General features: G+C 56.2%; 19 protein-coding genes. 5 read left to right on the plus strand and 14 right to left on the minus strand.

Features of this window, described 5'->3' with window-relative positions:
* Positions 1 to 52 precede the first annotated feature (52 nt).
* Positions 53 to 2710 (plus strand): beta-N-acetylhexosaminidase, encoded by a 2658-nt coding sequence (locus tag AFK62_RS05980; protein WP_053531775.1) that lies wholly within the window; start codon positions 53 to 55, stop codon positions 2708 to 2710.
* 61 nt (positions 2711 to 2771) lie between these two features.
* Here the strand turns inward: AFK62_RS05980 and AFK62_RS05985 are convergent, their stop codons facing one another.
* From AFK62_RS05985 to ybfF, 5 genes are all read right to left on the minus strand, one after another.
* Positions 2772 to 3383 (minus strand): helix-turn-helix domain-containing protein, encoded by a 612-nt coding sequence (locus AFK62_RS05985; protein WP_007676776.1) that lies wholly within the window; start codon positions 3381 to 3383, stop codon positions 2772 to 2774.
* A gap of 309 nt (positions 3384 to 3692) precedes the next feature.
* On the minus strand, positions 3693 to 4145 hold the full coding sequence (gene fur / locus AFK62_RS05990; protein ID WP_032984647.1) for a ferric iron uptake transcriptional regulator: 453 nt from the start codon (positions 4143 to 4145) through the stop codon (positions 3693 to 3695).
* A 290-nt stretch (positions 4146 to 4435) separates the two neighbouring features.
* Complete coding sequence (fldA, locus tag AFK62_RS05995) at positions 4436 to 4966, minus strand: flavodoxin FldA (protein WP_032984649.1); 531 nt, start codon at positions 4964 to 4966, stop codon at positions 4436 to 4438.
* 161 nt (positions 4967 to 5127) lie between these two features.
* On the minus strand, positions 5128 to 5409 hold the full coding sequence (gene ybfE / locus AFK62_RS06000) for a LexA regulated protein (protein ID WP_004387174.1): 282 nt from the start codon (positions 5407 to 5409) through the stop codon (positions 5128 to 5130).
* A gap of 128 nt (positions 5410 to 5537) precedes the next feature.
* Positions 5538 to 6305, minus strand: coding sequence for an esterase (ybfF, locus tag AFK62_RS06005; protein ID WP_007676780.1), 768 nt, complete (start codon positions 6303 to 6305; stop codon positions 5538 to 5540).
* Positions 6306 to 6488: 183 nt separating this feature from the next.
* Between ybfF and seqA the strand changes: the two genes are divergently transcribed.
* Positions 6489 to 7034 (plus strand): replication initiation negative regulator SeqA, encoded by a 546-nt coding sequence (gene seqA, locus AFK62_RS06010; RefSeq protein WP_032984650.1) that lies wholly within the window; start codon positions 6489 to 6491, stop codon positions 7032 to 7034.
* A gap of 24 nt (positions 7035 to 7058) precedes the next feature.
* Positions 7059 to 8699, plus strand: coding sequence for a phosphoglucomutase (alpha-D-glucose-1,6-bisphosphate-dependent) (gene pgm / locus AFK62_RS06015; RefSeq protein ID WP_053531776.1), 1641 nt, complete (start codon positions 7059 to 7061; stop codon positions 8697 to 8699).
* A 135-nt stretch (positions 8700 to 8834) separates the two neighbouring features.
* Here pgm and potE read toward each other — a convergent pair whose 3' ends face one another.
* From potE to kdpF, 9 genes are all read right to left on the minus strand, one after another.
* Positions 8835 to 10154, minus strand: coding sequence for a putrescine-ornithine antiporter (potE, locus tag AFK62_RS06020; protein ID WP_085960978.1), 1320 nt, complete (start codon positions 10152 to 10154; stop codon positions 8835 to 8837).
* Positions 10148 to 12349, minus strand: a complete 2202-nt coding sequence (gene speF / locus AFK62_RS06025) for an ornithine decarboxylase SpeF (RefSeq protein WP_007676785.1) — start codon at positions 12347 to 12349, stop codon at positions 10148 to 10150. The genes potE and speF overlap by 7 nt, the downstream gene beginning before the upstream one ends.
* A 262-nt stretch (positions 12350 to 12611) precedes the next feature.
* Positions 12612 to 12716, minus strand: a complete 105-nt coding sequence (gene speFL / locus AFK62_RS22110; protein ID WP_129232750.1) for a leader peptide SpeFL — start codon at positions 12714 to 12716, stop codon at positions 12612 to 12614.
* Positions 12717 to 13047: 331 nt separating this feature from the next.
* The gene (gene kdpE / locus AFK62_RS06030) at positions 13048 to 13725 is read right to left on the minus strand and encodes a two-component system response regulator KdpE (RefSeq protein ID WP_007676787.1); all 678 of its coding nucleotides are present in this window, start codon (positions 13723 to 13725) and stop codon (positions 13048 to 13050) included.
* Entirely contained in the window at positions 13722 to 16406 is a 2685-nt protein-coding gene (gene kdpD / locus AFK62_RS06035) for a two-component system sensor histidine kinase KdpD (protein WP_007676788.1), read from the minus strand. Before kdpD ends, kdpE begins: the two co-directional genes overlap by 4 nt.
* Positions 16407 to 16415: 9 nt before the next feature.
* Entirely contained in the window at positions 16416 to 16988 is a 573-nt protein-coding gene (gene kdpC, locus AFK62_RS06040; protein ID WP_007676790.1) for a potassium-transporting ATPase subunit KdpC, read from the minus strand.
* Between the two features lie 11 nt (positions 16989 to 16999).
* Positions 17000 to 19048: a potassium-transporting ATPase subunit KdpB gene (kdpB, locus tag AFK62_RS06045; protein ID WP_053531777.1), complete on the minus strand. Its 2049-nt coding sequence runs from the start codon at positions 19046 to 19048 to the stop codon at positions 17000 to 17002.
* A gap of 20 nt (positions 19049 to 19068) precedes the next feature.
* Positions 19069 to 20751, minus strand: coding sequence for a potassium-transporting ATPase subunit KdpA (kdpA, locus tag AFK62_RS06050; RefSeq protein WP_007676794.1), 1683 nt, complete (start codon positions 20749 to 20751; stop codon positions 19069 to 19071).
* Positions 20751 to 20840, minus strand: a complete 90-nt coding sequence (kdpF, locus tag AFK62_RS20925) for a K(+)-transporting ATPase subunit F (RefSeq protein ID WP_071884291.1) — start codon at positions 20838 to 20840, stop codon at positions 20751 to 20753. The genes kdpA and kdpF overlap by 1 nt, the downstream gene beginning before the upstream one ends.
* Before the next feature lie 312 nt (positions 20841 to 21152).
* Between kdpF and AFK62_RS06055 the strand changes: the two genes are divergently transcribed.
* On the plus strand, positions 21153 to 21359 hold the full coding sequence (locus AFK62_RS06055; RefSeq protein WP_007676802.1) for a YbfA family protein: 207 nt from the start codon (positions 21153 to 21155) through the stop codon (positions 21357 to 21359).
* Positions 21360 to 21508: 149 nt separating this feature from the next.
* Positions 21509 to 22465 carry a YbgA family protein gene (locus AFK62_RS06060; RefSeq protein ID WP_007676804.1) on the plus strand — a complete coding sequence of 319 codons (957 nt, stop codon included), beginning with the start codon at positions 21509 to 21511 and terminating at the stop codon, positions 22463 to 22465.
* Position 22466 lies beyond the last annotated feature (1 nt).

A 22466-nucleotide genomic window follows, 5' to 3' on the forward strand; every position in this document is an offset into this window, starting at 1 on the left:
AGGGGCGCCAGGCGCGCCTTTCCATGAACAGGGCAGTGAAAAGGACGAGAGAATGAAAAAGTTACCGATAAGCACACTCGCGGGCGCCATGATGGGGCTGTTTACCACGACCGGCGCACTGGCGCAGACATCAACAGCAGACCAGATCAGCCGTTTTACACTTAACTACGCGATTACGGATAACCATGCAGCGCAGCACAGTATCAACTGTGCGGCGCTCGGCGCCGACTGGGCATCCTGTAACAACGCCGTTATAACGCTGACCAACCCGGGTGAAGCCGTTACCGAGAAAAACTGGACGATCTGGTTCCATAGCATTCGCCAGATCCTGAAGGTCGATAACGATCAGTTTAAAGTGACCCATGTGATGGGTGATCTTCATAAACTTGAACCCACTGAAAAATTCACTGGCTTCCCGGCTAACGCCTCGGTGGACATCCCCATCATCAACGAGTACTGGCAACTGTTTATCACTGATGTTCTGCCTCGCTGGTATGTCACCGCGGGCGACAGTGCGCCGAAGGTGATTGCCAGCACTGATACAGAAGACCTAACGACGTTCGTCAGTCCCTTGAAAGATCAGTGGAAACGCACGCCTGACGATAAAAATATCCTGATGACTGCCGAGGCACGGTTCGATAAAAACCGTGATGTTAAAACGCTGAATGTGGAGAGTCTGCGTGGGCAAATCATTCCAACACCGCAGCAGGTCACGCTGCACGGGCAAAACGTCTCGCTCGATGGCGGCGTTATGCTTGATCTCGCGGTACTGGATAAAGGCACGCAGGATGCAATTAACAGACGTTTTGCACTGCTCGGCGTAAAAACCGGCGCAGGTTACCCGGTGCGGACTGAAATCGCGACGAACGCTTTTACAGGAAAGAACGCTGTGTCCGGCGCGTATCAGCTTCGCATTGGGTCGAAAGAAACGGTGATCACCGGCTACGATCGCACAGGCGTATTTTATGGCATGCAGTCGCTGCTTTCGCTTATTCCGGCAGAAGGGGAGCGTCACATCGCAACGCTTGATGCACACGATGCGCCGCGTTTCGCCTACCGCGGGATCCATCTTGATGTCGGACGCAATTTCCACACTAAAGCCGCTGTGCTGCGCCTGCTCGATCAGATGGCAGCCTATAAGCTCAACAAATTTCACTTCCATTTAAGTGATGACGAAGGCTGGCGTCTGGAAATTCCTGGGCTGCCGGAGCTGACAGAGATTGGCGCGAAGCGCTGCCACGATCTCAGTGAGAAAACCTGTCTGCTGCCGCAGCTTGGCTCGGGGCCGGATACAAGCAACAACGGCAGCGGCTATTTCACCCGCGCCGATTACATTGAGATAGTGAAATATGCCGCGGCACGCCAGATTGAGGTGATACCGGAAATGGATATGCCCGCGCATGCCCGCGCGGCGGTGATGGCGATGGAAGCGCGCTACGACCGTCTGTCGAAAGCCGGAAAGCTGCAGGAGGCGAACGCATACCGTCTCCTCGACCCCCAGGATACGTCAGTCACCACTGGCGTGCAGTATTACAACCGCACCGGTTATCTCAATCCGTGTCTCGATTCGTCGCGCCATTTTGTGGATAAAGTGATAGGGGAGATCCAGCAAATGCACAAAGAGGCCGGGCAGCCGCTCATGACATGGCATTTCGGCGGTGATGAAGCGAAAAACATCTATCTGGGTGCGGGGTATACCGACAAGACGAAACCGGAGGCCGGGAAGGGCGTTATCGACCAAAGCCGTCAGGACAAGCCGTGGGCGCGCTCCCCGGTCTGCCAAAAACGCGTGCAGGACGGTGTGGTTGCCGACGTGGAACATCTCTCCAGCTATTTTGCCATTGAGGTCAGTAAGCTTGTGAAAGCGCACGGCATCGACACCATGCAGGCATGGCAGGATGGCCTCAAGGATGCGAGAGGCGCCAGCGCCTTCGCCACCTCACAGGTCAACGTTAACTTCTGGGATACGCTCTACTGGGGCGGCTTTGATACGGTTAACGACTGGGCGAATAAAGGCTTTCGCGTCGTGGTCTCGAATCCGGATTATGTTTACCTCGATTTTCCAAATGAGGTTAATCCGGCGGAAAGTGGGTATTACTGGGGCACACGGTTTAGCGATGAGCGCAAAATTTTCAGTTTTGCGCCAGATAACCTGCCGCAAAACGCGGAAACGTCGGTCGATCGCGATGGCAGTGCGTTTAGCGCGAAGTCAGATAAGCCCTGGCCGGGCGCTTACGGACTTTCTGCGCAACTCTGGAGTGAGGTTGTACGCACGGATAAACAGATGGAATACATGATGTACCCACGCTTGCTGGCCGTGGCGGAGCGCGCCTGGCATCGGGCCGCCTGGGAGCAGGATTATCAGGCTGGCCGTGAATACAAAGGCGGTGAAACCCATCATGTTAATACCCGCGCGTTACATGACGACTGGACGCGCTTTGCGAACGTGGTGGGCCGCCGTGAACTGGCTAAGCTTGAAAAAGCTGGCGTGCAGTTTCGTTTACCAGTGCCAGGCGCGCGTATCAACACGGGCGTGCTTGAAATGAATACAAGTCTGCCAGGCGTGAGCGTTGAATATTCAACAGACAGTGGCGCGCGCTGGCAGCGTTATGACGCCGCACGACCGCCACACGTGGCAGGGCCGGTGCTCATACGTAGCGTCAGCGTTGATGGTAAGCGCTATAGCCGGACAGAACACGTACAGCCTTAACGGCACTATAATGACAACGCCAGCCCTCGGGCTGGCTTTTTCGTTTTAACGACACCAGGCGTTACAACACATCAGGCAAATGGTGAACGGCAACCAGTTTGCCTTTGCTTATCTCGATATTTTTCGCACCGCGCAGTTGCGACAGGGTTTTCATCACCATGCTGCGGGAAAGATTGGTTTTTTTCACAATATAGTCGGCCACGTTAATGCGGTTACGCATGAAATCGTCCATCGCCGCCAGACAATCAATATTGGCTTTAATCATGCTGTAGCTGTTTCTGCCGAGCATAATTTCTTCGCGGTAGCAAAGCATATTGATTATCCATGAGGACAAAATTAACAGATGTAACTGGCAGTGATGTTTTTCAATTTCCTGTAGGAAATAATCAAATGGGATTAACTGATAATGACATTCTGAATCAGCTTGTAATTTCGCGAATTGCGATTTACCTAAATTCCGCGCCAGCCCCAGAACTGAAGGGGCGCTACTTTTTTCCAGTAGCAGCCTGTCACTTTGGCGCATCAGAGAGAACTGACCACCGCGAATGATACAGATTTCCCCGTCCCGCAAGGGGATAAGCGTATTTTTCTCCGCCCGAGACCAGTTTCCGTAGCTATTAAAAATATCAGCAATGCGATAAATCTCAGCAAGAGGTTTAGAGGGTAAGACCATATTGGTTACCTTAGTTAAAATAAAATTATGTCGTTGCTGTATCTTAATGGATGCTTTTTTATTGCTGCAATAAGGGGCTGGATGGATAAAAGGAATTTGCAGGATAATCCGATAGCTAACTGATTGACCAGTAAAGATATTTATCTTTTCTGAATTTCTATTTAATAAAATATATGTGGTTTAATTGTGCATTGTACTCTGTATTAAAATACTGGCGCTGAGGATGTTTATCCAAAATAAGACATTTGTCTTTTCGGGCAATAAAAAAGCCGACAGGTGTCGGCTTGGATTCATGCGGTGTGACGAGAATTATTTCCCGCCGACCTCGTGGGCGTGTTCGTTCTCACGGCAGTCGCCATCCGCACAGTGACCATACAGATAGAGGCTGTGGTTAGTCAGACGGATGCCATGACGCGTCGCGATTTCACGCTGACGGGCTTCAATAGAGTCATCGCTAAATTCGATCACTTTGCCACAATCGAGGCAAATCAGGTGATCGTGATGATGCTGTTGCGTCAGCTCGAAAACGGATTTACCACCTTCGAAATTGTGACGGGTGACGATGCCGGCATCGTCGAACTGGTTAAGTACGCGATAGACCGTGGCAAGGCCAATCTCTTCACCCATGTCAATCAGACGCTTATAGAGGTCTTCCGCACTGACATGATGATTGACCGGTTCCTGCAGCACTTCGAGGATTTTTAATCGAGGAAGCGTGACTTTCAGGCCGGCCTTCTTTAATGCGGTATTGTTGTCAGTCATGCGGAATCTGTCCTGTTGCTTAACGACTCGCTCCAGCAGGGAGCGATACATCGGATACGCCGTAGATGAATGCGTCTCATTATAGAACTGACATGCCTAAATGAAAACCGCAAGCGTCCGGCAAAAAAGAGCTTAAAAATCGTGGACCCGCCAGCGTTTTTGGCATGGAAGGACTGATAATTAAGGAAGACATTGTACAGCTTAGTGAGGGAAAGTTAAAAATTTGTAGCAATTATTTTCATTGTTCTTATCTATCAACCGGCGCGAGCCACCGCCCGCGCCGTTTACCATCAGGCGTTGATGATTTCCTGCAGATGCAGCTCTTCGGAAACTTGCTTCACCCATTTTTCCACGCGTTCGGTGGTCATTTCCGGCTGACGATCTTCGTCAATGGCGAGGCCGACGAAATGGTCATCATCCGCGAGGCCTTTAGACGCTTCGAAGTGATACCCTGCAGTCGGCCAGTGGCCCACAATGGTTGCGCCGCGCGGTTCGATAATATCGCGAATGGTGCCCAGTGCGTCGCAGAAGTATTCTGCGTAATCTTCCTGATCGCCGCAGCCGAAAAGGGCGACCAGCTTACCGTTGAAATCAATTTCTTCGAGCGTCGGGAAAAAATCATCCCAGTCGCACTGCGCTTCGCCGTAGTACCAGGTCGGGATGCCAAGCAGAAGAATATCGAACGCTTCCAGATCCTCTTTGCTGCTTTTAGCAATGTCATGCACTTCAGCAACGTCTTTCCCGAGCTGTTTCTGGATAATTTTTGCGATATTTTCGGTATTGCCGGTGTCGCTGCCGAAAAAGATGCCTACGATTGCCATAAGAAGAATAACCTCTTGAATCTAAATGTGATGGTGCTGGCATAACGCCCACAGATAGGGCAATCATAGCAGAACAGAAGAAGGTGCGGAAACGGTATCAGGCGCCGGGTGCACACTCTGCTACATTGCCCCGTTCGTTGGGGGCATTTTCAGACCAGACCTTACTCCTGCAAGGCTTTCAGCTGAGCGAGGAGCATGGCTTCTATCAGCTCGCTGCGGCTGATATTGCGCGCCTGCGCCAGATGGTTCAGCGCATCCACGGCGTCAGCGTTCAGCTTTAGCTCCACGCGCTTAAGCCCGCGAACTTTGTCGCGCTTAAGCTGGTTGCGCTTATTGATGCGCAGCTGTTCGTCGCGCGACAGCGGGTTGGTTTTCGGTCTGCCCGGACGGCGTTCATCCGCGAAGAGATCGAGCGTTGTGCGGTCCGTTTGTTCTTTTGCCATGGTATGAGTATAGACAGGGGAAACAGGCTGCCGTGGCGGGGCCCGGCGGTATTTCAGCGCGCCATCATACATCAGGCAGCGAAGCGCGCCAACGCATCCGGCGCGCAACGGCACCGGTCGGTCTGTTTTTAATCAGTTTCCAGAAAACGACGGATAGCGCGTACCACCGCCTGCGGTTTTTCGGCATGAACCCAGTGACCGGCCCCCGCGATAACGTGCGCGCGGGCCTGCGGGAATTGCGCCAGCAGCGCCTCGCGGTGCTGCTCTTCAACATAAGGCGATGCTCCGCCACGAATAAACAACGCAGGACCATGCCAGGCCGGGACGGTCTGCCAGCCGACAATCTGCGAATATTGATCCCACAGCACCGGCACGTTAAAGCGCCACTCGCCATCAGCAAAGGATTTCAGCAGAAACTGAATTACCCCTTCTTCGGCAATATGCTGGCGCATCATCTCCGCCGCCTGCTGGCGTGAGGTCGCGCCGGCATCAATGACGGCATTCACCGCCGCGAAAATCTCATCATGACGTCGCACCTGGTAATCCACTGGCGCAATATCAATCGCCACCAGTTTTTCAATGCGTGTCGGCGCAAGGGCAGTCACTGCCATGGCTGCTTTGCCACCCATCGAATGACCAATAAGAATCACCTTATTGAGTCCGAGTGCATCCAACGTATCGAGAATATCCTGCGCCATCGCCGGATAATCCATCGTCTCACTGCGTTCAGACAGCCCGTGATTACGCAAATCGACTTGCACAATATCGTTATCCTGCACCAGATCGCGAGCGAGCACGCCAAGGTTATCGAGGCTCCCGAACAGGCCGTGAATAAGCACAATCGGTGTATTTTGAGTCGGTTGTTGCGCAGATTGCGTGCGGGTATTTAATTTCATGGCAAAGTTCTTTTTTGGCGACTGACAGGTTAGGTTATCATGTTGACCATTCTGCCGCCCGGCTGCAAGGTTCCAGTTAATTCCGACTTTTGCGGCCTTCCTGGTTTGACGCTATCCGCTGTTGGGTTTTAACTCTATAATCCCAACGACTTGTATTCAGAAAAGATATCGCACTGGATTAAGATGAAAACGATTGAAGTTGATGACGAGCTGTATCGCTACATTGCGAGCCATACCCTGCATATTGGCGAAAGCGCGTCCGACATTTTACGGCGCATGTTGAAATTTTCCGCCTCCTCGCACGTTGCCGCTACACCCGCCAAAGCAGAGCTTCCCGCAACCGTCGCGCCCGCGGCTGAAACGCCAGCCAACCCGGCGCGAGACCGCGTTCGCGCCATGCGCGAGCTGCTGCTTTCGGATGAATACGCCGAACAAAAACGCGCGGTCAATCGTTTTATGCTCGTGCTGTCTACACTTTACTCACTGGATGCAGACGCGTTTGCCGACGCGACCGAATCCTTACACGGTCGCACCCGCGTTTATTTTGCGGGCGACGAGCAAACGCTTTTGCAAAGTGGCAACCAGACGAAACCCCGCCACGTGCCGGGTACCCCGTACTGGGTTATCACGAACACGAATACAGGCCGCAAATGCAGCATGATCGAACACATCATGCAGACCATGCAGTTCCCGGCGGAATTGATTGAGAAGGTTTGCGGCACCATTTAACTCTTGCGTCAGAAGGACCAGGCCATGGCAGTCAATAACCGTGCGGGACAGCCTGCACAACAGAGTGATTTAATCAACGTCGCCCAGCTGACCGCGCAGTACTACGTGCTGAAGCCGGAAGTGGGCAATGCGGAACACGCGGTGAAGTTCGGGACTTCCGGCCATCGCGGGAGCGCCGCGCGCCACAGCTTTAACGAGCCGCACATCCTGGCTATCGCGCAGGCGATCGCCGAAGATCGTGCGAAAAACGGCATCACCGGGCCGTGCTATGTCGGTAAAGACACGCATGCGCTTTCTGAGCCTGCGTTTATCTCCGTCCTGGAAGTGCTGGCGGCGAATGGCGTCGATATCATCGTGCAGGATAACAACGGTTACACGCCGACCCCTGCGGTTTCTCATGCCATCCTTGAGCACAACAAACGTGGCGGCGCACAGGCAGACGGCATTGTTATCACGCCGTCTCACAACCCGCCAGACGACGGCGGCATCAAATACAACCCACCTAACGGCGGCCCGGCTGATACCAACGTCACCAAAGTAGTCGAAAACCGCGCCAACGCGCTGCTGTCCGACGGCCTGAAAGACGTGAAACGTCTTTCTCTGGACGAGGCCTGGGCAAGCGGTCGCATTCAGGAAAAAGATCTGGTGCAGCCGTTTATCGAAGGGCTGGCGGAAATCGTCGACATGGCTGCTATCCAGAAAGCGGGCCTGAAACTTGGCGTTGATCCGCTGGGCGGCTCCGGTATCGAATACTGGAAGCGCATCGCAGAGCATTACAAGCTCGACCTTACGCTGGTTAACGACCAGGTGGACCAAACCTTCCGCTTTATGCACCTTGATAAAGACGGTGCTATCCGTATGGACTGCTCCTCGGAATCCGCGATGGCGGGCCTGCTGGCGCTGCGCGATAAATTCGATCTGGCCTTCGCCAACGACCCGGATTACGACCGCCACGGTATCGTGACCCCGGCGGGTCTGATGAACCCGAACCATTATCTGGCAGTAGCCATCAACTACCTGTTCCAGCATCGCCCGCAGTGGGGTCAGGACGTGGCCGTCGGTAAAACGCTGGTGTCGTCTGCGATGATTGACCGTGTCGTGGATGCGCTGGGCCGCAAGCTGGTGGAAGTGCCGGTAGGCTTCAAATGGTTTGTAGATGGTCTCTACGACGGCAGCTTCGGCTTTGGCGGCGAAGAGAGCGCAGGCGCGTCTTTCCTGCGTTTTGACGGCACGCCGTGGTCCACCGATAAAGACGGCATCATCATGTGCCTGCTGGCCGCAGAAATCACCGCGGTGACCGGGAAAAACCCGCAGCAGCACTATGACGAACTGGCCGCGCGTTTTGGCGCGCCGAGCTACAACCGTCTGCAGGCGTCGGCGTCTTCCGCGCAGAAAGCCGCGCTGTCTAAACTGTCTCCGGAAATGGTCAGCGCCAGCACACTTGCAGGCGACCCGATCACGGCGCGCCTGACTGCCGCTCCCGGTAACGGCGCAGCCATCGGCGGCCTGAAAGTGATGACCGAGAACGGCTGGTTCGCGGCCCGTCCTTCCGGCACCGAAGACGCCTACAAGATCTATTGCGAAAGCTTCCTTGGTGAAGACCATCGCAAACAGATCGAGAAAGAAGCGGTCGAGATTGTAAGCGAAGTGCTGAAGAACGCCTGAGTCATGTTCTGAACGCATCCGTCCTGTGTTCATGCGACGCAGGTTGGCACCATAAAAAACGGCAACCTTCACGGTTGCCGTTTTGTTTTATAAAGCCTGTTAATCACTCGTAGCGTAGCTATTTTAGCTCTGGCGTTAGCTGTGTTTATTCGTTAATTCAAAACGCGGTGACACCAGTCCATATAACGTCCAGCCCATAAAGGTGACGATAGCGCCATACAGCATCGCCTCCTGGCCTGAGGAATAGAGCGCATAAAAGCTGTAAATCGCGCCGACTAACGCCACCAGATTGGCCTGCTTCGCCTTGCGCGGTGGCACCTTCGCAACCTGCTGAATAATCACCAGTGCCGCCATCGACAGAATATACGGGATGATATTGGTCACCACAGCCAGGTTCACCAGCACGTTGAATTGCTTATTCAGCGAGGGGCTGATAGTCATCAGCGACAGGCCGCTCTGAATAATCACAATCGTCAGCATGCCTTTAACTGGTGCTTCGGCTTTGCTCAGGCGCGAAAAAATTTTCGGGAAATAGCCTTCGTCGGCAGAAGAGCGAAACACCTGAGCGATAGTGAATTGCCAGCCAAGCAGCGAGCCGCAGCAGGACATCACCATCAGCGCCATAATGATTTTCCCGACGCCCGGCGTAAACATTTGTGCGAAGGCCAGCCCGAATGGCGCGGTAGAGTGCGCCAGCTCGATATTCGGTACGATCCCGGCTATGACGTTGGTCGAGACAATATAAATCACCGCCGCGCCCAGCGTGCCGCCCAGGACGGCAATCGGAACATTACGCTCAGGGTTTTCTACAACCTCCGTGTTGGCACAGGCCGATTCCAGCCCCAGAAAGGCCCACAGTGTCATCGCGATAGAAGCGCCTACGCCCTCGAAAAACGGGATATGGTGAGGATTCCAGGAGGCTGCATAAAGTGACGGGCTAAACCAGAACCAGCCAATCACCGACAATCCGACCACCGGAATAATCACCCCCCAGACGGTAATACTGCTGAGTTTGCCGGTAATACGCGCGCCGCCAAAATTGGCGACGGTGCAAATCCACAGCACCCCCATCGTGGCGATACCGGTTTGCACAGGCGTTAACGCGACGCCGAACAGCTCGCTGCCGTAGCCAACCGCCGAGATTGCGATCGCCACATTGGCGATGAGCAGCGATACGCCGTAGGTGTAGTTAGCCATAAAATTGCCTGACTTACCGAAGGCGTATTCTGCATAACCGCCCATGCCGCCCGTTTTACGGCTAAACATCCCGCATTTGGCGAACGCCCACGCCAGCGCCATTGAACCGACTGCGGTAACCAGCCAGGAGATAATGGACAGCGTTCCTACTTCGGCGAGCTTGGTCGGCAGCATGATAATGCCGGAGCCCATCATATTTACCATCGTCAAAATGGTCAGCTGCACGACGCCCATTTTATTGGATTTGCTCATCATAATGCTCCTTCTGCGCGGCGCTGCGGTTGCAGCGCAGGCTGTTTCTTCACCACGTAACACCAGACCTGGCGGCGTCCGTCGTTCTCTGCGACATAAACCCCCTGCAATTCAGGCGCGAAGCCCGGCAGCAGATTGATCCCTTCCTCCAGCGCCTGAAAATAGTGCAGCGCCGCGCCGCCCCATTGTTCGCCAGGTACAACGCACAGCACGCCGGGCGGGTAGGGGAGCGCGCCTTCAGCCGCGATACGGCCTTCCGCCTGGTCAAGACGCACGAGTTCCACCTCACCACGGATGTAGGCGTAATTTGCCTCCTGGGGAGACAGGGCGACGCGGGGGAAGCCGGTTTTGCGGAACATCTCTTTTTGCAACTGCTTCACGTTACGGCTGGCGTAGAAGTCGTGCATCTCCTGACAAAGCTGGCGCAGCGTATACCCGTCATAACGCGCCTGATGTTGTTTCCAGAGCGAAGGCAGCACATCGCGTAACGGCGCATTGTTCTCCAGCAGTTTTTCAAAGCGCGCAAGCTGGGCAACCAGCTGTTGCAGTTTGCTCATCTCTTCGGCTGGGGTGAGCAGAAACAGAATCGAGTTGAGATCGCACTTCTCCGGGACAATATGGTTTTCGCGCAGGTAACTGGCGAGTACGGCGGCGGGAAAGCCAAACGCTTCATATTCGCCGGTTTCGGTGTTGATGCCTGGCGTGGTCAGCAAAAGTTTGCAGGGGTCGACGAAATACTGGTGTGGCGCATAACCGTCGAAAGCGTGCCAGCGCGCGCCCGGCACGAAGTGGAAAAACCGTAAATCGGCGGCGATCTGCGCGGTTTCATAGCGTTGCCATGGCAGACCATCGACGCTTTCCGGCACAAACGGGCGGATCAGCTTGCAGTTCTCAAAAATCAGCTTGCGGGCATCAATGCCATATTCGACGCAGCGCATCCACATCCGGCGTCCCCCTTCGCCTTCATGCATCCGTGCATTAACGTCCAGGGCCGCGAAGAGCGGGTAAAAGGGGCTGGTGGAGGCGTGCATCATAAAGGCGTTATTCATGCGTTTGTGCGGCACGTAACGCGGCTGACCTTTGATATGGCTGTCTTTTTTATGAATTTGTGAGGTTTGTGAAAATCCGGCCTGTTGTTTATGCACTGACTGCGTAACCAGAATACCGGGGTCGTTTTCATTGAGCGTCAGTAACAGCGGCGAGCAGGGCGCCATCATCGGAATAAATTGCTCATAACCGACCCACGCGGAGTCAAACAGGATGTAGTCGCACAGCGGCCCCAGCGTATCGACCACCTGGCGGGCGTTATAAATGGTGCCGTCATACGTGCCAAGCTGGATGACCGCAAGGCGGAATGGCCGCGAGCTAGCGGCGCGCGCCGGGGCGACCTCACGCACCAGATCCCGCAGATAGCGCTCATCGAAACAGTGCGCGTCGATCCCGCCGATAAATCCGTACGGGTTGCGCGCTGTTTCTAGATAAACCGGCGTCGCGCCAGCCTGGAGCAATGCGCCGTGGTGGTTCGATTTATGATTATTGCGGTCAAAAAGCACCAGATCGCCGGGCGCAAGCAGGGCGTTCAGTACGACTTTATTGGCCGATGATGTCCCGTTTAGCACAAAATAGGTTTTATCGGCGTTGAACACCTGTGCGGCATGCTGCTGGGCGAGGCAGGGCGCGCCTTCGTGGATCAACAAATCACCCATCGCCACATCCGCATTGCAGAGATCGGCACGAAACAGCGCCTCGCCAAAGAAATTGACGAACTGGTTTCCGGCAGGGTGACGGCGGAAAAATTCGCCGCCCTGATGACCGGGGCAGTCAAATGCGCTATTGCCCTGATTCACGTAATCCATCAGCGCGCGAAAGAAGGGCGGACGCAGCGCGGTTTCATACTTCAGTGCGGCTGCTTCAAGCTGGCGGCCATAGTAATCGCGGTGTGATTCATTATATTCAAATACGCCAGACACGCGTGCCAGGTACTCGGCCGGGACGCGCTCTTCCGGCTGGCAGACCACAAAAACGGGAATGCCGAAACCGGTCGACTCTATTTCATCCATAATTCCCTGGAAAATATCACTGACCGCAATCACAGCAGCGGCGATATCAATATAGTCGGTTTCGTGAATATTAATAATGTCGCGTTCTGTTGAGAAGCAGTCCGGGCATAAACGGCTAACGCCAATTTTTAACGCTTGCATAATGAGTCCTTATTTTGGGCGTGGTAATTCCGCCCGTTTTCCTCGCGGAAAATAGTTCGATGTTTTTTTAGGTAATATCTTTCCGCTGCATAATACGCAGGGAAATATATATGCTCTAATTGTTAGCCAGAGGAAGCCTGCCAGCCAGATGGCGGGTTATAAAGGCTTTAATGGCGTAGACGCGCGCAGTCCCAGATGGTAACCCGTTAATAGATAACGCTAAGTTCTTTCTGAGAAACGACGGGCGCGGTGAGGCAAAACGCTAGCGGGCGTTGAAAATATGGAAGTCAAAGCAGTTGCGGTGGGTAAACATCATAATATGCGTGGTGCGCCGAATGTGCGGCATCAACCGATTGTTATTTTCCATTATGGTTTCCTTTCATTCATTGAAAGCGTGGTCATTTTATCCAGCCTGTCGGGTTAATCTGTGAAAGGGATCAATAAAAACGTGCCTAACCAGAAATAATTAGTCGCCATTTATGCATAATGCAGTGCAGATCGCTGTTGGTTGCATAAATGTATAACGCTGGTTAATAAACTGGTTTTCATTGTTTTAAAACAGGAGGGAAATTAAATGGCGTTGTTCGCAGAGGTAAATAAAAAAGGAGAGTGAATAACTAAGCAGATAATTATTAGCGCTATGCAGACCCACCACGCGTAATATTTGCCGCCGCGCCAGATATGACGCGGCACAGGGGCTAAAGCATGAAACGATAACCGATGCCGGTTTCAGTCAGCAGATGGCGCGGGCGCGCCGGGTCGGCTTCAAGCTTCTGGCGCAGATGCCCCATGTAGATTCGCAGATAGTGGCTGTGCTCTACAGCGTTCGGCCCCCAGACCTGGCTTAGCAACTGGCGCTGGGTCAGCACCTTACCAGCATTATTCAGCAGCACCGCCAGTAGCCGGAACTCAATCGGCGTCAGGTGAATTTCTTCGGTGCCGCGCGTTATCCGTCGGGCGGCCAGATCGACGGTGATATCCGAGAAGCTCACCACCGGCTCGCTCTGGCTTGCTGCACCGTGCCGCCGAAGCGCGACACGTAGCCGCGCCTGTAGCTCGCCAATACCAAACGGCTTGCCAAGAAAGTCATCGGCGCCCGCATCCAGGGCGGCAATTTTGTCCTGCTCATCGCTGCGTGCTGACAGCACAATCACCGGCGTCTGGCTCCACTGGCGATAATCACGGATAAAATCGATGCCGTCGCCATCCGGCAGACCGAGATCGAGAATAACCAGATCGGGCTTGCGCGTTGCGGCTTCTATCAGCCCGCGTTGCAGGGTGTCGGCGTCATAGACGCGCAGGCCTTCGCTTTCCAGCGCAGTGCGCAGAAACCGGCGGATCTCTTTTTCATCTTCGACTATCAAAACGCTAATCACATGACCTCGTGGATATCCAGTTCCGGGGGCGTTTCTTTGGGCAGCAGCACATGGAAACTTGCGCCGCCTTCCGGGCGGTTGCGGGCATATATCTCGCCGCCATGTACTTCAACAATCGCCTGGCATATGGCGAGCCCCAGTCCAACGCCAGGAATGGCGGATTCTTTATTACCGCGAGCGAATTTAGCAAAGATAGCCTGTTCCTGACCAGCCGGAATGCCCGGGCCATTGTCCCACACCTCCAGATCCAGCCGGTCGTCGCGCCAGCCTGTCTGCACGCCTATCTTCGCCCGCGCGCCCGCATATTTAGCGGCGTTTTCCAGAAGGTTAATCAACACCCGTTCAAACAGCGGGCCGTCGACATGAATGAGCGTGAGCGGATCGTGAAGTTGTAGTTCGATATGCCGCCCGCCAGGCCCAGGCTCCAGCATCTTGAGCGCGCTGCCGACCACTTCCTCAAGCGTCAGCCACTCTTTACGCAGGTTAAAGCCACCAGACTGGATGCGCGCCATATCCAGCAGGTTATTCACCAGCCGCGCGGTGTTAAGCACATGCTGGCGAATTTCGCTTGCCTGCGGCGCGTGCTTTGAGCCTTCCGAGGCGAGGTCGAGCGTGAGGATCTCCGCCTGGCCGAACAGTACCGTCAGCGGGGTACGCAGGTCGTGGGAGAGAGCAGCCAGCAGCGAGTTGCGAAGCTGTTCACGCTCGCTCACCAGCCGCGCCTGTTCTTCGCTTTCGGTCAGAAACAGCCGTTCCAGCGCGCTTGCGACCAGAAGCGTAAAGGTTTCCAGAAGCCGCTGCTGTTCAGGGATCATCAACTGGCGCAGGTTGCTTGGCTCGACAATCACCAGTCCGAGCGTCTTTCCGGCAGTGCGCAGCGGAAGGATTTGATAGGGCACACCGGGTAGCGTATCGGTACCGGCACCAGCGGGCAGGCCCTTGTCGAAGCTCCAGCGAGCGATAGCTTCATCCCAGGGTGCCATCTCCGCGAGCGGTTGAGGCGGTTGCAGCGTGCCGTCTTCGTCCGGTAGCAGCAACAGGCCCCGGGCGTGAAAAGTTGAGGTAATAAACTGCTGGCTGGTGGCGGCGATGTCCCGCGCTGTGCGGCCGACCGCCAGGGCTTTCGACATTTCGTACAGGTGTCTTGTGCGCTGCTCGCGATACCGGGCGATACGAGCCTGGTAGCGCACGCCCGCGGTGAGGTTGCCGATAATCAGCCCGACGGTCAGCATCACCGCGAACGTCAGCAGGTATTGCACATCGGAAACCGCAAGCGTCCCGCGAGGTGCGATAAAAAAGAGATCGAAACTCACCACATTAATGACGGTCGCAAGTACCGATGGCCAGCGGCCATAAAAGAGCGCCACCACCACCACGCCCAGCAGATAGATCATCACCAGGTTGGCGGCATCGAAGGCGATAAGCCACTGTCGCGCAACCAGTGTAATCAGCGCGCAAAGCAGCAGCGCCACCGCGCAGCCGCGCAGCTGCACCCGCCACTTTTCCATAAAGGTGCGGTTATCGGCGGGTTTGGCGGCGGCGGGCGCAGGTTTATCATCCAGCGCCACAATCAGTAAATCGAGATCTGGCGCCTGGCGCGCGAGCCGCTCGGCAAACGTGTCCTGGCTCCACCAGCGGCGTTTATTACGCCGCCCGATAACAATTTTGCCGAGGTTATGCTCGCGGGCGTAACGCAGCACGGCTTTCTCTTCGACCGGGTCGGCCAGGGTCGCGGTCTCCGCGCCCAGCTCCTGAGCCAGTTGCAGGGCGCTCAGGATAGCGCGCCGGGCGGTTTCCGAAAGCCGGTGTAAACGCGGCGTTTCGACATACACGGCGTGCCAGACGCTGCCGAGCCGCGCCGCGAGGCGTGCGGCGGTGCGCACCAGTTTTTCGTTGCCAGAGCCCTGGCCGATGCACAGCAGAATGGCGTCACGGGTGTGCCAGACCTTTTCCTGCCCCTGTCGGTCACGCCAGGCGCGCATTTGATCGTCCACGCGGTCGGCGGTGCGGCGCAGCGCCAGTTCGCGCAGCGCAATCAGATTGCCCTTGCGGAAAAAGTGCTCAATCGCGCGTTCCGCCTGGCCGCCGATATAGACTTTACCTTCGTGCAGGCGCTGGCGCAGATCGTCCGGCGGCAGATCCACCAGCACAATTTCATCGGCCGCATCGAAAATCGGGTCCGGCACGGTTTCGCGCACCTGTATGCCGGTGACGCCGCCCACCACATCGTTCAGACTCTCAAGATGCTGTACGTTGACGGTAGTAAAGACGTCAATGCCTGCGTCCAGCAATTCGTCGACATCCTGCCAGCGTTTCGGGTGGCGCGAGCCAGGCGCGTTGCTGTGCGCCAGTTCATCCATGAGGATCAGCGCCGGATTGCGGGCCAGCGCCGCGTCCAGATCGAACTCCTGCACCACCCGGCCCCGGTGATGAATACGCTTAAGGGGCTGGATAGCCAGCCCCTGGAGTAATGCCGCGGTTTCCTGGCGACCATGGGTTTCTACCACGCCCACCAGAATATCGAGCCCCTGCGCCCGCAGACGCTGGGCCTCCTGCAACATGGCGTAGGTTTTCCCTACGCCTGCGCAGGCGCCGAAGAAAATTTTGAGTTTTCCGCGCGTCCGGCCCTGCGTCTGTACCAGCAGGCGGTCCGGGTCGGGGCGCATCGGCTCTTCGGTCATGAGGGTTCCTTAGGGTTGCAGGGCGTCCAGCGCCAGATTCAGTTGCAGAACATTAACAACAGGTTGGCCGAGAAAACCGGCAAGCGGCGTCCGGGTCGCTTCACGGATAAGCTGTCCGACCTGCGCCTCGGAGATGCCGCGCGCCTGCGCTACTCGCGGTGCCTGCCAGAACGCAGCTTCCGGGGAGATCCCATAATCAAGCCCGCTCGCAGACGCGGTAACCAGTTCCACGGGCACGGTCTGGGGGGCATCCGGGTTGGCGGCGCGCAATGCCTCCACGCGTCCGGCAATCTGTTTATCCAGCTCAGGGTTGCTGTCAGCCAGGTTGCTGGCGCCGGAAGCCATTGGATTATAAGGCGTCGGCGCCGTGGCGGAAGGGCGGCCCTGGAAATATTTCGCGTCGGTGAAGGCCTGGCCGATGAGGCGCGAGCCGCGCACCTCGTTTTGTTCGCGGATCAGCGAGCCTTGCGCTTGATCCTTAAACCACCACTGGCCAAGCACAGTAGTCGCGAGCGGGTAGATGCCGCCGGTGATAAGCGTCAGGAAAATCAGTACTGCGAGTGCAGGGCGTAACGTAGCCATAACGACTCCTTTTAAACCAGACCAAACAGCGTTAACAGCAGATCGATGAGCTTGATGCCGATGAATGGCACCACCAGACCACCCAGACCATAAATCCACAGGTTGCGGCGCAGCATTGCCGCTGCCGCAAGTGGCTTGTAACTCACGCCTTTGAGCGCAAGCGGGATCAGAAAGACGATGATCAGCGCGTTAAAAATTACCGCGCTCAGGATGGCCGAGGCGGGTGAATGCAGATGCATCACGTTCAGCGCATTCAGTTGCGGGTAGGTTGCGGCGAACGCTGCCGGAATAATGGCGAAATATTTCGCCACGTCATTGGCGATACTGAACGTGGTTAATGAGCCGCGCGTCATCAGCATCTGCTTGCCGATATGCACCACCTCGATGAGCTTGGTGGGGTTGGAGTCAAGATCCACCATATTGCCGGCCTCTTTCGCGGCCTGGGTACCGGAGTTCATCGCCACCGCCACATCTGCCTGGGCCAGCGCCGGGGCGTCATTGGTGCCATCCCCCGTCATCGCCACCAGCCGTCCTTCGGCCTGATACTGGCGAATGAGCGCCAGTTTGGCCTCGGGCGTTGCCTCGGAAAGAAAATCATCAACCCCCGCTTCGGCGGCGATGGCGGCGGCGGTCAGGCGGTTGTCGCCTGTGATCATGACTGTCTTGATGCCCATTTTACGCAGCTGTGCGAAGCGCTCTTTAATACCGCCTTTAACGATATCCTTAAGTGCGATGACGCCAAGCACCTGCGCGCCTTCGGCTACCACCAGCGGCGTGCCGCCGGTGCGCGCGACGCCTTCCACGAGAGTATCAACCTGCGCGGGGAACTGCCCGCCGTTGGCTTCCACGTGGCGACGAATGGCGTCTACCGAGCCTTTGCGGATCATGCGATCCTGCACATTAATGCCGCTCATGCGCGTCTGGGCGGTAAAGGGCACAAAGGTGGCCTGAAGGCTTTGTACGTCACGTTCGCGCAGGTTAAAGCGCTGCTTCGCCAGCACCACAATGCTGCGGCCTTCCGGGGTTTCGTCGGCAAGCGACGCCAGCTGAGCGGCATCGGCGAGCGCTTTTTCGTCCACGCCTGGCGCTGGCAGGAATGCGGAGGCCTGGCGGTTACCGAGCGTAATGGTGCCGGTTTTATCCAGCAGCAGGACGTCGACGTCGCCCGCCGCCTCCACCGCACGCCCGCTGGTGGCGATAACATTCGCGCCGAGCATCCGGCTCATGCCCGCCACGCCGATGGCGGAGAGCAGCCCGCCGATGGTCGTGGGAATGAGGCATACGAGGAGCGCTACCAGAACCGTCACGCTGACCGCCGTACCGCCATATTGCGAGAAGGGATACAACGTGGCGGTCGCCAGCAGAAAGACGATGGTCAGCGCCACCAGCAAAATAGTCAGCGCGATTTCGTTCGGCGTTTTACGCCGCTCCGCGCTCTCGACCATCGCAATCATGCGGTCAAGGAACGTTTCGCCTGGGTTAACGCTGCACTGGATAACCAGCCAGTCGGAGAGAATGCGCGTACCGCCGGTTACGGAGGCGAAATCGCCGCCCGATTCGCGGATAACCGGCGCGGATTCGCCGGTTATCGCGCTCTCATCGACCGACGCGCCGCCTTCTATCACCTCGCCGTCGCAGGGGATGATATCGCCCGCTTCTACCAGCACGATATCGCCTTTACGCAGGTCGGTGGCCGGAATGTGGTCGACCTGGGCGTCGTGGTGCGGCGCGCGCAGTTTGCGCGCAAACGCAGTCTTTTTAACGCCTTTCAGGCTGTTTGCCTGGGCTTTACTGCGGCCTTCCGCCAGCGCCTCCGCGACATTCGCGAACAGCACGGTAAACCACAGCCACAGGCTAATGGCGCCGGTAAAGAGCGCATTGCCCGGCTGCTGGCCCGCTGCGATAGCCACAGCCAGCAGGGTGGTCAGCAGGCTGCCGACCCAGACGATAAACATGACCGGGTTGCGCCACTGGGCGCGCGGACTCAGTTTTTTAAAAGCATCGATCAGCGCCTGACGAACCAGCGAGGATTCAAACAGGGCCAGTTGCTTGCGACTCATGGATAGCGACTCCGCAATGGTCATTTCACAAAAGAAAGATGTTCCGCGACCGGGCCTAAGGCGAGGGCGGGAATAAACGTCAGGGCGCCGACCAGCAGTACGGTGCCTGTCAGCAGGCCAATAAACAGCGCGCCGTGAGTAGGCAGCGTGCCGGGGCTTGCGGGCTGTGCTTTTTTGGCGGCAAGCGATCCGGCAATCGCCATCACCGGAATAATCACCAGAAAGCGGCCCGTCCACATGCAGAACGCCAGCAGCAGGTTCCAGAACGGCGTGTTGGCGCTAAGGCCCGCAAAGGCGCTGCCGTTGTTATTGGCGGCGGAGGAGACCGCGTACAGCACTTCACTGAAGCCGTGAATGCCGGGGTTGAAAATCCCCGCGCGGCCGGTGTCAGTCATCAGCGCCAGCGCCGTGCCGAGCAGCACCAGCGCAGGCGTTACCAGAATCGCCAGCGCGGTCATTTTCATCTCGCGCACGTCGATTTTCTTGCCGAGGTATTCCGGCGTGCGGCCAATCATCAGGCCCGCAATAAATACGCCCAGCAGCACGAACAGCAGCATGCCGTAAAGGCCGGAGCCGACGCCGCCAAACACGACTTCGCCAATTTGCATCAGCCACATCGGCAGCATCCCGCCAAGCGCGGTGAAGGAGTCATGCATTGCATTGACCGCGCCGCACGAGGCCGATGTGGTAACGACCGCAAACAGGCTGCTCGCGAGAATGCCAAAGCGGCTCTCTTTGCCTTCCATATTGATGGCGCTGTCAGCACCGAGCGTCAGGAAGTGCGGATTGCCTGTTGTTTCAGCCCACATCACCAGCGCCACGCAGACCACGAAAATTACCGACATGGTCCAGAGAATGGCGCGGCCCTGACGCGCGTCGCCGACCGCCTCGCCAAAGGCGAAACAGAGCGCCGCCGGGATCAGGAAGATCGCCAGCATCTGTACAAAATTGGTCAGCGCGGTGGGGTTTTCAAACGGGTGTGAGGAGTTAACGTTAAAGAAACCGCCGCCATTGGTGCCGAGCATTTTTATCGCTTCCTGCGAGGCAACCGGGCCCATCGGCAACATCTGCTGTGCGCCTTCAAGCGTGGTAAACGGCTGGTAGGCTGAGAAGTTTTGAATCGCACCTTGTTGGATAAAAAACAGAGCGATAATCAGCGAAATGGGCACCAGCACCCACAGCGTCACGCGGGTCAGATCTTTCCAGGCGTTGCCAAGCGTGCTCGCTGACTGGCGCGCAAAAGCGCGGATAAGTGCAAACACCACGGCGATACCGGTCGCAGCAGAAAGGAAATTCTGCACGGCAAGGCCCGCCATCTGGCTGAAATAACTTAAAGTGCTTTCGCCCGCATAGGCTTGCCAGTTGGTATTGGTGACGAAGCTCACCGCCGTATTGAGCGCCAGATCCCAGGAAAGCCCCGGCATCTGCTGCGGGTTCAGCGGCAGAAAGCCCTGGCACATAAGAAGGGTAAACAGCACCACCAGCCCGAGCGCGTTAAACAGCAGGATTGCCAGCAGATAGCGCTTCCAGTCCATCTCCTCGTGTTGAATACCGAGCACGGTCCAGAGCACGCGCTCCACGCCGCCAACGCCGGGTAAAGGCTCGCCGTCAATCAGCCGGGCCAGCAGACTGCCCAGGGGTCTGGCGAGCGCCATCAGTACCAGCAGAAAACTGGCGATAAGTAAAAATGCCGACGCGGCCATCAGAACGCCTCCGCATTAATCAGGGCGTATACCAGATAGCCCAGTAACAGGAAAACCAGCACCACGCCAGTTATCAGGCCTGCACTCACAATCCACCTCCAGAGAGTTTTTGGAATATGGGCAGAGGGTAGGGATTCAGGCGCAAAGATTTCGCAAAAATCCTCAGGCAGGGTGTAAAAAAAATATAAAGAGCCAAAAGCCCTCATTTAACTATGGGTTAGTATTTCTTTAACCGTTTTGTAACTTATTTACGGTATCAATTGTAAAGATGCTAAGAATTGGCATTAAAAGGTGGTCGGATGAGTAGTAAAATTACAGGCAAAGCGATACAATTTTAACCAGCTCACAGAATTCGGTTTCCGGCCTTGATTGCCGGGTCATGTTATAAAGGGGGGTTACCTATGTCTTTATATAAAAAATATCCTGCGCATCAGGTCTTCCTGCGTCGCGCGCTGGTCCTGGTGGCAGGCATTGTTGCGCTGCCCGTGATGCTGTTCTGGAAAGATCGCGCACGCTTTTATAGCTACCTGCATCGCGTCTGGTCGAAAACGAGCGATCAGCCGGTCTGGATGGCGCAGGCTGAGCAAACAGCCAGCTATTTCTACTGATTTACGCGACACGCTAAAAAACCGCTCACATTGAGCGGTTTTTTTATGGGCGAAACCGCCCGCACCGCTGCGTTTTTCGCGCTAAACAGGCTGGTGTTAACAGGCCGCCTCTGGCTACACTGAGAGTGTGTAAAAATGAGGATGGCCGAATGAGTGTAAAAATCCCTGTTGGCATTAGCGCCTGTCTTTTAGGGGAAAATGTGCGTTTCGACGGCGGCCATAAACGGCTGGCCTTTGCGGTGGAAGAGCTTGCGCCCTGGGTGAAATATGAGCCGGTCTGCCCGGAAATGGCAGTCGGTCTGCCGGTACCGCGCCCGGCCCTGCGTCTGGTAAAAACAGATGAAGGCCGTATCGCACTGCGCTTTAGCGATAAACGCGACGGGGATTTAACCGGCGACATGGAAACCTTTTCGCACGAGCGCGTGAGTCGCCTCGGGCATCTGTGCGGGTATATCGTGTGCGCTAAATCGCCAAGCTGCGGCATGGAGCGCGTGCGCGTCTATGATCAGGACGGTAAAAACAACCGCAAAGCCGGTCGCGGCATTTACACGGATGTGCTGATGAACGCGCTGCCCTGGTTGCCGGTGGAAGAGGACGGGCGTCTGCACGATCCGGCCATTCGCGAAAATTTCGTTGAGCGCATTTATACCCTGCATGAACTGCATACGCTGCGTGAAGAAGGGCTTACGCGCGGTAATCTCATTGCGTTCCATAGCCGCTATAAACTGCTGTTGCTGGCGCACTCGCAGCCGCTCTACCGTGAGCTTGGCCGTTTTGTCGCGGCTATCGATAAGTGGACGTCGCTGGACGCTTACTTTGACGAGTACCGTCTGCGCCTGATGGCATTGCTTTCTGTTCAGGCGACCCGCCGCAACCACACCAACGTCCTGATGCATGTACAGGGCTATTTCCGCAATCAACTCAACGTGCGGCAGCGTCAGGAACTCTCGACGCTTATCGACCGCTACCGGCAGGGCACGCAGCCGCTGCTGGCGCCGGTCACGCTCTTAAAACACTATATGGCGGAATTCCCTGACCCTTATCTTGATCAACAACGTTATTTCGAGCCTTACCCGGAAGCACTGCGCCTGCGCTATGGCCGTTAAT

Origin of the sequence: Cronobacter condimenti 1330, assembly GCF_001277255.1 — a bacterium.
GTDB classification, from domain to species: domain Bacteria; phylum Pseudomonadota; class Gammaproteobacteria; order Enterobacterales; family Enterobacteriaceae; genus Cronobacter; species Cronobacter condimenti.

Bases quoted from the DNA above. Each gene is read 5' to 3' on its own strand.
- kdpA (WP_007676794.1), bottom strand. From the start codon at position 20,751: ATGGCCGCGTCGGCATTTTTACTTATCGCCAGTTTTCTGCTGGTACTG.
- AFK62_RS06060 (WP_007676804.1), top strand. From the start codon at position 21,509: ATGAGTGTAAAAATCCCTGTTGGCATTAGCGCCTGTCTTTTAGGGGAA.
- fldA (WP_032984649.1), bottom strand. From the start codon at position 4,966: ATGGCAATCGTAGGCATCTTTTTCGGCAGCGACACCGGCAATACCGAA.
- speF (WP_007676785.1), bottom strand. From the start codon at position 12,349: ATGCAAGCGTTAAAAATTGGCGTTAGCCGTTTATGCCCGGACTGCTTC.
- kdpC (WP_007676790.1), bottom strand. From the start codon at position 16,988: ATGGCTACGTTACGCCCTGCACTCGCAGTACTGATTTTCCTGACGCTT.
- AFK62_RS06055 (WP_007676802.1), top strand. From the start codon at position 21,153: ATGTCTTTATATAAAAAATATCCTGCGCATCAGGTCTTCCTGCGTCGC.
- ybfF (WP_007676780.1), bottom strand. From the start codon at position 6,305: ATGAAATTAAATACCCGCACGCAATCTGCGCAACAACCGACTCAAAAT.
- kdpB (WP_053531777.1), bottom strand. From the start codon at position 19,048: ATGAGTCGCAAGCAACTGGCCCTGTTTGAATCCTCGCTGGTTCGTCAG.
- AFK62_RS05980 (WP_053531775.1), top strand. From the start codon at position 53: ATGAAAAAGTTACCGATAAGCACACTCGCGGGCGCCATGATGGGGCTG.
- fur (WP_032984647.1), bottom strand. From the start codon at position 4,145: ATGACTGACAACAATACCGCATTAAAGAAGGCCGGCCTGAAAGTCACG.
- kdpD (WP_007676788.1), bottom strand. From the start codon at position 16,406: ATGACCGAAGAGCCGATGCGCCCCGACCCGGACCGCCTGCTGGTACAG.
- seqA (WP_032984650.1), top strand. From the start codon at position 6,489: ATGAAAACGATTGAAGTTGATGACGAGCTGTATCGCTACATTGCGAGC.
- ybfE (WP_004387174.1), bottom strand. From the start codon at position 5,409: ATGGCAAAAGAACAAACGGACCGCACAACGCTCGATCTCTTCGCGGAT.
- AFK62_RS05985 (WP_007676776.1), bottom strand. From the start codon at position 3,383: ATGGTCTTACCCTCTAAACCTCTTGCTGAGATTTATCGCATTGCTGAT.
- speFL (WP_129232750.1), bottom strand. From the start codon at position 12,716: ATGGAAAATAACAATCGGTTGATGCCGCACATTCGGCGCACCACGCAT.
- pgm (WP_053531776.1), top strand. From the start codon at position 7,059: ATGGCAGTCAATAACCGTGCGGGACAGCCTGCACAACAGAGTGATTTA.